Below are 12216 nucleotides of genomic sequence, written 5' to 3'. Positions count from 1 at the left end.
TATTAAAGGTCTATGGCGCTCTAACAGAAGACGAGAGCGAAGGTGAGTACGGATATGATAACTAATTCTTCAGGAAAATCTATACATTAAATTATTGAAATTAAAATAAAAATTAGAGTAATTGCTCTATTTGTGTTCGCTATTTCATTTAACTTTTATCATGAAAATAAAAAGTAAAGCAAGTGGCTGTTTTAGAAAATAAATAAAAAAACCTCATCAGAAATGATAAGGTTTCGGGTCAGTTCTAAGCACTGCTTTAAACGGCGGCCAATGCCTGTTCCAGATCGGCAATCAGGTCGTCAATATGCTCAATTCCAATGGAAAGTCGTACCATATCTTCACTGACACCGGCAGATTTCAGTTCTTCAGCATTCAGCTGACGATGGGTGGTGGTGGCAGGATGACAGGCCAGACTTTTGGCATCACCGATATTGACCAGACGGGTGAACAGCTGCAGGGCATCAATAAAACGTGTGCCCCCTTCAAGGCCATGCTGCACACCGAAAGTCAGAATGGCAGACGGTTTACCTTTCACATATTTCTGTGCCAAGGCATGCTGTGGATGATCTTTCAGGCCAGCGTAATTGACCCATTTCACTTTAGGATGTTTTTGCAGATATTCAGCGACTTTCAGTGCGTTTTCGGTATGACGTTCCATTCGCAGGCTTAAGGTTTCCAGACCTTGCAGAATCAGAAACACATTTTGTGGACTAATCGCAGCGCCGGTATTACGCAGCGGCACTACACGCGCACGTGCGATATATGCTGCTTCCCCCAAAACTTCAACATAGTTCACGCCGTGGTAACTTGGATCTGGTGTATTGAGGGCAGGGAAGCGTTCAGGATATTTACCCCACGGGAATTTGCCGCTATCCACAATGATGCCGCCAATGGAATTGCCATGACCACCGATATATTTGGTCAGGGAATGCACGATAATATCTGCACCGAAATCGAAAGATTTTTGAAGTACTGGGGTGGCAACAGTATTGTCGACAATGACCGGCACGCCATATTCGTGCGCAATTTTAGAGATTTCTTCCAGATCAATAATATTACCCAGCGGGTTACCAATCGATTCCACAAAAACCAGTTTGGTTTTTTCATCAATCAGGTCATGCAGACTTTCCGGTTTTTCATAATCAAAGAAACGGACTTCAATACCTTGTTTGGGCAGGGTGTGGGCAAAAAGATTATAGGTACCTCCGTAAAGCGTCGATACCGAAGCAATATTGTCCCCAGCTTCAGCAATGGTCTGAATTGCATAGGTAATCGCAGCCATGCCAGAGGCCAAAGCTAGTGCACCAATTCCACCCTCGAGCGCTGCTACACGTTGTTCAAGTACTGCAGTGGTCGGGTTCATAATCCGGGTATAGATATTTCCCTGTACCTTTAAATCAAACAAATCGGCCCCATGTTGTGTATTGTCAAAGGCATAAGATGTGGTTTGATAAATTGGTACAGCCACTGCTTTAGTGGTTGCTTCGGGGGTATAGCCTGCGTGAATCGCTAAAGTTTCTGCTTTATAACTCATTCTGTTTGATCTTCTTGTTTAAGCTTATGGCTTGAGTGTAGCATTTTTACATATAAGTAAAAGTGCAATTTTATTGAAATGAATATATGAAATATTCATATACCAGTCTGGATTTAATCCGGTTATTTTACTGAAAACGGTTGTTTAAAAAAACATCAGCAATAAACTTGTAACAATGCATGCAAGTTCATGGCAATGGCTTATGTTTTTGCTGCTTTCTGCGTATAATAGCCGATTATTTTTTCGCTCATTTTTGAGCTGGGGTCGTTGTTCTAACCCTATTTGGTTTTTCAGTTGAGGAGTCCTACGTGGCCCAATATATTTACACGATGAACCGAGTGTCGAAGATGGTTCCGCCTAAGCGCGAAATCCTGAAAGACATCTCCTTATCATTTTTCCCAGGCGCTAAAATTGGTGTGCTTGGTTTAAACGGTGCAGGTAAATCTACCTTGCTTCGTATTATGGCGGGCGTAGATAAAGATTTCTCTGGTGAAGCGCGTGCACAGCCGGGTATTAAAATCGGTTATCTTGAGCAAGAACCACCTTTAGATGAAACCAAAGACGTTCGTGGAAATGTCGAAGATGGTTTACGTGAACCGCTTGATGCTTTAGCGCGTCTGGATGAAGTCTTTGCTGAATATGCAGCAGAAGATGCGGATTTCGATGCGCTTGCGAAAGAACAAGAAAAGCTTGAAGCAATTATCCAGACCTGGGATGCGCATAACCTTGCGAACCAGATGGATCAGGCTGCTGCGGCATTGAACCTGCCAGCTTGGGATGCAGATGTATCTAAGCTTTCAGGTGGTGAACGCCGTCGTGTGGCACTGTGCCGTTTACTTCTGTCTAAGCCGGACATGTTACTTCTAGACGAACCGACGAACCATTTGGATGCTTCATCTGTGGCTTGGTTGGAACGTTTCCTGAAAGACTTCCCGGGTACCATCGTAGCCATTACGCATGACCGTTACTTCCTGGATAACGTGGCTGAATGGATTCTTGAGCTTGACCGTGGTATGGGTATTCCATATCAAGGTAACTATTCTTCTTGGCTTGAGCAGAAAAATGCCCGTTTAGAGCAAGAGAACAAGCAAGAAGAATCTTTTGCTAAGGCGTTGAAAAAAGAACTTGAATGGGTTCGTTCGAATGCCAAAGGCCAGCAAAAGAAAAACAAAGCGCGTATGGAGCGTTTTGAAGAGCTTAACTCACGCGAATTCCAGCAGCGTAACGAAACTTCTGAAATCTACATTCCACCTGGTCCACGTCTGGGCAACAAGGTTGTAGAAGTTGAAGGCATCAGCAAATCGTTTGGTGATCGTTTACTGTACAAAGATTTAACATTCACGGTACCACCTGCCGCAATTGTGGGTATCGTGGGTGAAAACGGTGCAGGTAAAACCACACTGTTCCGTATGATGACGGGCGAACTGCAACCTGATACCGGTACGGTAACACTGGGTGAATCAGTGAAAGTAGCGTATGTCGGTCAGATCCGTGACACCTTAGATAACAACAAAACCGTCTGGGAAGAAGTTTCTGGTGGTTTGGATATCTTGAAGATTGGCGAATACGAAATCGCATCACGTGCATATATCGGTCGTTTTAACTTTAAAGGTCAAGATCAGCAAAAACGCGTAGGTCAATTGTCTGGTGGTGAGCGTAACCGTTTACAACTTGCGAAAATCCTGCAAATGGGCGCTAACGTTATCCTACTCGATGAACCATCAAACGACTTGGATATCGAAACCTTACGTGCACTTGAGGATGCAATTCTTGTATTCCCGGGTACAGTCATGGTGATCTCGCATGACCGTTGGTTCCTAGACCGTATTGCAACACATATCTTGTCATTCGAAGGTGAAACACCTGAATTCTTCACCGGTAACTATGCTGAATTCGAAGCATATCGCCGTAAACGTGATGGTGATGACTTGGTCACGAAGCGTCAAAAATATCGCAAAATCGGTGCTTAATAACCCTAAATTTTGTAAATAAAAAAACCAGCCTCAGGGCTGGTTTTTTTATACTTATTGCATGCTGAAGGGTAAATTAGACTTCCCACTCATGATTGCATTCACGGCATTTCCATTTCTTTTGTGTTTGCATAAATGCCTGCATTGAAATTTTAAAATCAGGTAAGTCCTTATAGAACATAAAGCCTGCGATCAAAGAAAGAATAAAGACGATCACAGTTGCAGTCTGTAAAGTCGTACCTGCACCATCGCCAAAAATCCACATCGCAATGCTAATAATCACCAGCAATAACAAAAGGAACAGGGCGGGTACCAGAAACATTAGGCTTTTAGGAACCACGGGGCGTGGAGCTGCTTGACCTGGCTGGGCCACCGGCATGATTTTCGGGCTTTGACACTTAGGGCAACGATATTGCATTACAACTCCAAAATTCTAAATTACTGATTATTTTATCGGAAGATGCGAAGAAACCGAAATATTGCCCAACATAAAATATACAGGCAATAAAAAACCCAAGTCGCAATGCTTGGGTTTTTTATAAGATGACCATAATATATTATGGTCATCTTGAATATGGCGTCCCTACGGGGATTCGAACCCCGGTTACCGCCGTGAAAGGGCGATGTCCTAGGCCTCTAGACGATAGGGACAATTGAGGCAAATAACACAGCTAAAGCAAGACTTGATTTGGTGGAGTCAAGGAGGATCGAACTCCTGACCTCTACAATGCCATTGTAGCGCTCTACCAACTGAGCTATGACCCCAGTCTGTGTGAGCGCTATATTAGGGATATCGCGCTCACACGTCAACACAAAAATTAATTAAGCTTGATCAACTGCTTCATTTTTCGGCAACTTTAAGCTTTCATTGAGTTTTTCCCAGACTTTCAGCTCTTTTTTGCTTGGACCACCGACAATTTCCAGCGCATGACGTAAACGTGCAAAGGTTAAATCAGGACCAATGGTCACCATCGTTTGCATCACGGGTGTAGACGCAGTCGAACCGGCGATCGCAATAAAGAACGCAGGCATGAAATCACGTAACTTGATTTCCATCTGTGTCGCCAAGTCCATCAAGGTCTGGCTCACCGTGTCGTTATTCCAAGTAAACAGGCTTTCTAAACGCCAAATTGCGAATTGAAGACTTTGACGCACTTGCTCTTCAGACAGTTTTTTGCTTACAAACTGTTCTTTGCTCAGGGTCGGGAAGTGGTTGAAGTAATGTGCCGACCAGTTCACCGCTTCAGACAGCAGGTTAATACGCGGTTGAATCGCAGCTGCAATTTCTTCCAGTTTTGCGCGGTCTGCTTTCCAGGCCAATAAGGTGTCAAGTAATTCAGCCGGGCTGAGTGCCTTGATCCATTGACCATTTAACCAGTTCAATTTCTCTACATCAAAGATTGGGCCGCCCAAAGAGACACGTTTAATATCAAAATGCTCAATCATTTCTGCCAAAGTGAATTTTTCACGTTCATCTGGCATTGACCAACCCATACGACCCAAGTAGTTCAACAGGGCTTCAGGCAGTACGCCGATATCTTTGTAGTAGTTGATTGATGTTGGGTTCTTACGTTTAGATAATTTAGATTTATCCGGGTTACGTAAAAGTGGCATGTGGCACAGCACAGGCATTTCCCAGCCGAAATATTGGTAAAGAAGCTGATGTTTCGGTGCAGATGGAATCCATTCTTCACCACGAATCACGTGGGTGATTTGCATTAAATGGTCATCCACCACGTTTGCTAAGTGGTAGGTTGGGAGGCCATCGGTTTTCAGCAGAATCTGCATGTCTACTTGCGCCCATGGAATTTCCACTTCGCCACGCAGCATGTCATTAAATTTACATACGCCTTCAGTTGGGACTTTCATGCGAATCACATGTGGTTCGCCAGCGGCCAAACGGCGCTCAACTTCTTCTTGTGAAAGTTGTAGACCGCGACCGTCATAACGAGGCGTTTCACCACGTGCCTGCTGTTCTGAACGCATCTGATCGAGTTCTTCTGCAGTTGCGAAACAGTAGAAAGCATGTCCTTTTTCTACCAGTTCAAGTGCATATTGCTTATAGATATCCATACGTTCGGACTGACGGTAAGGCGCATGTGGACCACCTACATCAGGACCTTCTGACCAGTTTAAGCCCAACCAGCGCAATGAATCCAGGATCATTTTCTCAGATTCAGGCGTTGAGCGGAGTTGGTCGGTATCTTCGATACGAAGAATGAATTCACCACCGTGCTGTTTAGCAAAACATAAGTTAAACAGGGCGATATAGGCAGTCCCTACATGCGGAAAACCAGTAGGAGAAGGTGCAATACGAGTACGAACAGTCATAGCCGGATCTAATCTTGAATATAAAATTGTAACTATTATAGCGAAAAAGCCACATCACTTAATGCTTTATTCAACATTGAGTAATGTGGCTTTTAAATCTGTACGTATTCAGCTCTTTTGGTACTGATTAAGAGTGATCGCTCGAAAAAATACTTTGGACAAAGCGGGTGAAGCGGTAATTCTGTTCTGCAAAGAAATTTTGCGAAGGTGCGACTTTAAATGCAGTCAAGACTTTGAGATTATCTTCTGTTTGAAGTGTTTTTTCAGTTTTTTGTTGCTGAATCGCTTTTTCAATCGGCGAAGTCTTGCTTTCAACAGTGCTTACTGTAGGCTTCGGCAAATCTGTCTTCACAACCACGGCATGACCGAGTTGAATCGAGAACAACATAATCAGGCTTAGGATGCTGGCTGTGAATAATGTAAATTTCATATCCAAACTTCCTCCTTACTTCGGGTTGGTTTTATTTTGTTAAAAATGTTTTTTTAATACTCTGCCTACAATTTAATCACAGTTGATCATAAAGAAGTAGAACCAAGTCACATTTTTTACAAAAGAAATAATATAACTCTGTGGAAAATTACTAAAAAAACGTAATTTCCTGTTTTAGTGGCCTATTTTTAACAGAAAACTGTGAAGACAACGTGAAGAACTGTCTTATATTGTAGCAGAAGATTAATTTTATGGCGAAATATGTATCCGGATTTAATTGTTAGGAGATATCTCAAAATCAGAAATAGATTATAAATATTATTATAAGCATATGATTGTTAGGTTTATTTTTGATTTGTATAGTGCAGATCATATAAACAATGAGTTACATATGATGAAAAGAATAATAGCATCAGCAATCTTGACAATTATAGCAGGAACAGCAGTACAGAATTCCATCGCCAAAGATTTCCTGAATGTATCTTATGACCCGACCCGTGAGTTTTATCAGGAGTATAACGAAGAATTTGGCAAGTTCTGGAAGCAGAAAACCGGACAGACGGTTAATTTTAAGCAATCACATGGCGGTTCAGGCAAGCAGGCACGTTCAGTGGTCGACGGTTTGCAGGCCGATGTGGTGACCTTGGCATTGGCCAATGATATCGAAGAAATTGTCAAAGCAGGTTTAATCGAGAAAGGCTGGCAAAAAGAGTTTCCGAGCAATTCGGCACCTTATACTTCTACGATCGTATTTCTAGTACGTAAAAGTAATCCAAAGCAAATTCAAGACTGGAATGATCTAACCAAACCGGGCGTAGAAATTATTACCCCAAATCCCAAAACCGGGGGTGCACCGCGCTGGATCTACCTGTCTGCTTGGGGTTATGCACTGAAACAACCTGGCGGTAATGATGCTAAGGCCAAAGAGCTGGTGAAAAAGCTCTATAGCAATGTCAAAGTACTCGACTCCGGTGCGCGTGGTTCGCTGACCACTTTTGCCGAGCGCGGTATCGGGGATGTGCTTTTATCCTGGGAAAATGAAGCCTTGCTGGCAACACAAGGCTTGGGTAAAGACAAGTACGACATCGTCTATCCATCGATTTCAATTCTGGCCGAGCCATCGGTGGCAATTGTCGATAAAAACGTGAATAAAAATGGCACGGCCCATCTGGCAAAAGGCTATTTAAACTATTTATATTCACCGAAAGGACAGGAGCTGGCTGCGAAATATTTCTTCCGTCCGCGGGACGCCAAAGTCGCTGTTAAATATTCAGCCCAATTCCCGAACATCCAGACCTTCACCATTGATAAAGTCTTTGGCGGCTGGGCCAAAGCGCAAAAAACGCATTTTATCAATGGGGCGATTTATGATCAGATTTATAATGAAAAAAGATAGCTAAACAGCGGTTTAGAATGAGATAAAGAAAATGGTCAAGTTATTATCCATTTTCTTTATATCTAATGCATAAAATTCTATATATTAGAGATAAGTAGAATAATAATTAACTTTTTCTTTTAAAAACAAAATACTAATCAAGAAAAACCTTTCATTCTATCGTGTTGCACTAGTAGCGGGTGAATTGCGATAAATGATTTTATTTCATATAGTTATAACCAATGAAGATAAACTCCCTGTTACTATGAAAACTCAATTCAAATCGTTGTTTAGTGCTGCCTTATTGGTGGCCGGTTTAGGCATGACTGCAACTGCCGCTCAAGCCGCAGACCGTCAATTTCTAAATGTGTCTTATGATGCCACACGCGAGTTCTACGACGAATTTAACAAATCATTCGGCGCTTACTGGAAGAACCGGACTGGTCTGGATGTGAATTTCAAGCAGTCACATGGCGGTTCGGGCAAACAGGCACGTTCTGTGGTCGATGGTTTGAAAGGTGATGTGGTGACTTTGGCGCTGGCCAATGACATTGAAGAAATTGTGAAATCTGGTCAGATTCAGCCAGGCTGGCAAAAGGAATTTCCTCATAACTCGGCACCTTATACCTCAACGATCGTATTCATGGTCCGCAAGGGCAACCCGAAAGGCATCAAGGACTGGAAAGATTTGACCAAGCCAGGGGTGCAAATTATTACCCCGAACCCGAAAACCGGTGGCTTACCGCGTTGGGTGTATCTGTCTGCATGGGGTTATGCCGAGAAACAGCCGGGTGGTAACAAAGCCAAGGCGCAGGATTTTGTTGGCAAGCTTTATAAGAACGTCAAAGTAATGGATTCTGCTGCACGGGCTTCAATGACCACCTTTGCTGAGCGTGGTATTGGCGATGTATTACTGACCTGGGAAAATGAAGCCTTGGTCACGCAAAAAACCTTGGGTAAAGACAAGTTTGATATCGTTTATCCATCGATTACGATTTTGACTGAACCCTCAGTAGCGATTGTGGATCGTACCGTAGATAAAAATGGCAATAAATGGTTAGCAACCGGTTATATCAATTACCTGTATTCACCATTGGGTCAGGAAATGGCTGCTAAGCATTTCTATCGTCCACGTAATGAAAAAGTATTGGCCAAATATTCGGCACAGTTCCCGAAAATCAAAACCTTTACCATTGATGAGGTCTTTGGTGGTTGGGCCAATGCACAGAAAACCCATTTTGCCAATGGTGCAATTTTTGACCAGATTTATAACAGCAAGCGTTAATTGATCTGCGAAGTCATCTTGCTGATAAAAAAAGCCTCCTGAACTGGAGGCTTTTTTTGTGGCAGAAAATGCTAAAACGGTTTTCTCTATGGAAAGTAATATTTATCTACAAAAAGTCGTTTGGAGCTTTGCTCAAACAGGGTGATAATGTGCAGTTAAATTTTTCCCCCTACTGATTGAGTTTTTATGTCACATATTTCTGTATTACTTCACGAAACGATTGATGCCTTGTTGGCGGGTCGCAATACGGGAACTTATGTGGATGGAACCTTTGGCCGGGGCGGACATACGCGTTTATTGCTGTCTAAATTAGATGAACATGCACGTGTTTATGCCTTTGATAAAGACCCACAGGCACTGGCGGTGGCGGCCGAACTCGAACAAGAAGATTCACGTTTTAAAATTATCCATGCCAGCTTTGCTGATCTGAAAGAGGCATTGGCTGAACTGGCTATTGAACAAGTTGATGGGGTAATGGCGGATCTGGGTGTTTCTTCACCACAGCTGGATCAGGCTGAACGTGGCTTCAGTTTTATGAAAGATGGCCCGCTGGATATGCGTATGGACAACTCGCAAGGTCCAACGGCAGCAGAATGGCTGACCCAGATTGAAGAAGAAGCACTGGCGAATATCATTTTTAAATATGGTGAAGAGCGTTATAGTCGCCGTATTGCCAAGGCTATTAAGGCTGCCGGATATATTGATACCACGGCCAAGCTGGCCGAGATCGTAAAAGTAGCGCACCCGAAATGGGAAAAAAACAAGCATGCTGCGACCCGTACTTTCCAGGCGATTCGTATTGCTATTAACAAGGAATTAGAAGATATTGAAATCTTCTTGCCTCAGGCGGTAGAAATCTTGAAGCCGCAAGGGCGTTTGGCGGTGATTAGTTTCCATTCACTGGAAGACCGCTTGATTAAACAATTTATTCAAAAAGAGTCAACGCTTGAAGAGGATTCAGGCTGGGGAATGCCACAACAACAGAAAGATACGCGACGTTTGAAGAAAGTTGCTCGTGTTAAAGCCAGTGAGGAGGAGGTTAAAGCCAATCCCCGTTCACGTAGCGCATGGCTCCGGGTAGCAGAACGTTTAGCTTAATAGGCAGATCATGAGAACGGAAGTGGTTGATAAAAAAACAGAAAAATTGTGGCTGAAAAAAGTTGCAATTTATCTCATGCTGATACTGATGGTCTTTGTCAGTGCAGTATTTGTGGTATTTCAGGTGTTTGAATACCGTCAGGACAACAGAAAGCTAAGTACTTATCTGCGTGAGCGCGATGATCTCAATGCGGAGTGGGGCCGTTTGCTGATTGAACAGCAAACTTTTGGCGCGACGGCACAGATCGGTACGCGTGCAGTGACACAGTTGCGTATGTATTCCCCTCCGGTTTCACAGAGTGTGGTGATTTCCTTACCACAAACTTCAGATGAGAAAAAATAAGGCTAGCGTTCGGACATGGTAGACAAGAGAAAGAAGCAACCGGTACGTAAAAAACAATCGGTCACCGACAAAAATGCCTCAAATGTTTATATCAATCGTTTTTACATCATGTGGGCGGTGGTGTTGCTGTGTTTCGTGACACTGATTTGCCGTGCCTTCTATGTGCAGATTATTAATAAAGATTTTTTGCAGAATAAAGCCAATGCCAATATTTTAAGAACCAATACCATCAAGGCGATGCGTGGCGTGATTTATGACCGTAATGGGATTCCATTGGCGATCAGTACTCCGATCATGAAAATTGTGATTGATCCACGTGATTATTTTGACAATAAAAAGCTCTATGATGAAACCATGCTGGCGCTGGAAAAAGAACCGAATAGCCGTAAACTCAAACGCCAGTTGCCGGATAAAAACCTGAATCTGGATGAGCTGGCTGATGCAGTCGGTATGGATCGGGCAGAACTGCGCAAAAAAATGCAAGAACGTCCGCGTTCACGTTATCTGATCCTGAAAAAAGAAGTTCCGCCACAACAGGCCGAACTGATCATGAAGCGTAATTTTCAGGGCGTATATACCGAGAAAAACTATAAGCGCTATTATCCGCAGCCGCAGCCAAACTCTCAGATTATTGGCCTGACCAATAGTGAGGGCATAGGGATTGAAGGTCTGGAAATGCAGCTGAATTCCCGTCTTTCCGGCAAGGATGGCGAGCAGCAGATCATTCGCGATAAGAAAGGCAACCGGATTAAAGAACCGGAAGTGATTAAAGAAGTTGAACCGGGCGAAAATATTACCTTAAGTATCGACTCGCGTCTGCAATATATCATGTACCGTGAGCTGACTGCGGCCGGAGTTGCCAACAATGCCCGTTCGGCGACTGCGATTGCTGTAGATGTCAAAACCGGTGAAATTCTGGCGCTGTCTTCATGGCCATCGTATAACCCGAATGACAAAAACAGCCTGCTTAACAAGGATGCCATGCGTAACCGCGGGGCGGTCGATTCCTTCGAACCGGGTTCGACCATGAAGCCGTTAACCGTGGCAATGGCGCTGGAAAGTGGCAAATATACAGCGAATTCAGTGGTGAATACCACACCGGGCAGTATGCGGGTAGGTAATCATACCATTCGTGATACCCATAATTACGGTCAGTTGACTCTGGGTGGTATTATCCAGAAATCATCTAACGTTGGTGTGGCCAAACTGGCCTTGTCGCTGCCGTATGAAACCTTGCCGACCTTCTATAAACGTTTGGGTTTTGGTCAGCGGTCAGCAGTGAAATTCCCGGGTGAAAGTGCCGGTCTGATTCTGCCTCCTAGCAAATGGAATGTGTCAGAAGTGGCGACCATGTCCTATGGTTATGGTCTGAATGCGACGGTACTTCAGCTGGCTGATGCCTATGCCATGCTGGCCAATAAAGGCGTAAAAATGCCGCTAAGTCTGTATAAGCTGGAAGAACAGCCGCAGGGTGAACAGATGATCGATGCCAATATTGCCGATCAGGTGCTGATGATGATGGAAACCGCAACCTTGCCAGGTGGTACGGCGACTCGCGCGACCATTCCAGGCTATCGCGTGGCAGGTAAAACCGGTACTGCACATAAGCTGCGTGCTGACCGTAAAGGTTATTCGACCAATGAATACCGGGCTTTATTTGCCGGTGTAGCACCCGTCAGTGATCCACGGATCGCCATGGTGGTGGTGGTAGAAAACCCACAGGGTACCTACTATGGGGGTACCGTATCTGCACCAGTCTTTGCCCGGGTGATGCAGGAATCTCTGCGTCTCCTGAATGTCCCTTTGGACAAACCTTTAGAAACTCCCAAAGTCCAGTAAATAGGTGATCA

At 43.9% G+C, this 12216-nt stretch carries 10 protein-coding genes and 2 tRNA genes; 6 read left to right on the top strand and 6 right to left on the bottom strand.

Translation table 11 applies throughout. The annotated features are described in order from the left end of the window. Nucleotides 1–256: 256 nt before the first annotated feature. On the bottom strand, nt 257–1534 hold the full coding sequence (locus VXQ92_RS07140; protein ID WP_064102368.1) for an O-acetylhomoserine aminocarboxypropyltransferase/cysteine synthase family protein: 1278 nt from the start codon (nt 1532–1534) through the stop codon (nt 257–259). Between the two features lie 308 nt (nt 1535–1842). Here VXQ92_RS07140 and ettA point away from each other — a divergent pair, with 308 nt between their 5' ends. Next, nucleotides 1843–3504: an energy-dependent translational throttle protein EttA gene (ettA, locus tag VXQ92_RS07135; RefSeq protein WP_064094616.1), complete on the top strand. Its 1662-nt coding sequence runs from the start codon at nt 1843–1845 to the stop codon at nt 3502–3504. A gap of 76 nt (nt 3505–3580) precedes the next feature. On the opposite strand, the gene VXQ92_RS07130 is transcribed toward ettA, so the two are convergent. The 5 genes from VXQ92_RS07130 to VXQ92_RS07110 form a co-directional block, all read right to left on the bottom strand. Continuing rightward, a complete protein-coding gene (locus VXQ92_RS07130) occupies nt 3581–3922 on the bottom strand; it encodes a hypothetical protein (RefSeq protein ID WP_064102369.1) in 342 nt (113 codons plus the stop codon). Between the two features lie 157 nt (nt 3923–4079). Further along, nucleotides 4080–4155: transfer RNA gene (locus tag VXQ92_RS07125), tRNA-Glu, on the bottom strand. 38 nt (nt 4156–4193) lie between these two features. Next, nucleotides 4194–4269: transfer RNA gene (locus tag VXQ92_RS07120), tRNA-Ala, on the bottom strand. Nucleotides 4270–4326: 57 nt separating this feature from the next. After that, nucleotides 4327–5835 carry a glutamate--tRNA ligase gene (gene gltX / locus VXQ92_RS07115; RefSeq protein ID WP_416680941.1) on the bottom strand — a complete coding sequence of 503 codons (1509 nt, stop codon included), beginning with the start codon at nt 5833–5835 and terminating at the stop codon, nt 4327–4329. Nucleotides 5836–5962: 127 nt separating this feature from the next. Further along, nucleotides 5963–6265 carry a hypothetical protein gene (locus VXQ92_RS07110; RefSeq protein WP_180037262.1) on the bottom strand — a complete coding sequence of 101 codons (303 nt, stop codon included), beginning with the start codon at nt 6263–6265 and terminating at the stop codon, nt 5963–5965. A gap of 394 nt (nt 6266–6659) precedes the next feature. On the opposite strand from VXQ92_RS07110, the gene VXQ92_RS07105 reads away from it, so the two are divergent. From VXQ92_RS07105 to ftsI, 5 genes are all read left to right on the top strand, one after another. Then, nucleotides 6660–7661, top strand: coding sequence for a sulfate ABC transporter substrate-binding protein (locus VXQ92_RS07105; protein ID WP_064095167.1), 1002 nt, complete (start codon nt 6660–6662; stop codon nt 7659–7661). 244 nt (nt 7662–7905) lie between these two features. Then, nucleotides 7906–8925, top strand: coding sequence for a sulfate ABC transporter substrate-binding protein (locus tag VXQ92_RS07100; protein ID WP_416680940.1), 1020 nt, complete (start codon nt 7906–7908; stop codon nt 8923–8925). A 186-nt stretch (nt 8926–9111) separates the two neighbouring features. Then, entirely contained in the window at nt 9112–10023 is a 912-nt protein-coding gene (rsmH, locus tag VXQ92_RS07095) for a 16S rRNA (cytosine(1402)-N(4))-methyltransferase RsmH (protein WP_416680939.1), read from the top strand. Nucleotides 10024–10033: 10 nt separating this feature from the next. After that, nucleotides 10034–10366 (top strand): cell division protein FtsL, encoded by a 333-nt coding sequence (gene ftsL / locus VXQ92_RS07090; RefSeq protein WP_064094610.1) that lies wholly within the window; start codon nt 10034–10036, stop codon nt 10364–10366. 15 nt (nt 10367–10381) lie between these two features. Next, nucleotides 10382–12205, top strand: a complete 1824-nt coding sequence (gene ftsI / locus VXQ92_RS07085) for a penicillin-binding protein PBP3 (RefSeq protein WP_064094609.1) — start codon at nt 10382–10384, stop codon at nt 12203–12205. Nucleotides 12206–12216: the final 11 nt, after the last annotated feature.

This window comes from Acinetobacter sp. 228 (assembly GCF_048147885.1).
Note: the sequence above shows the minus strand (reverse complement) of the source record. Positions and strands in the feature narration are given on the sequence as shown.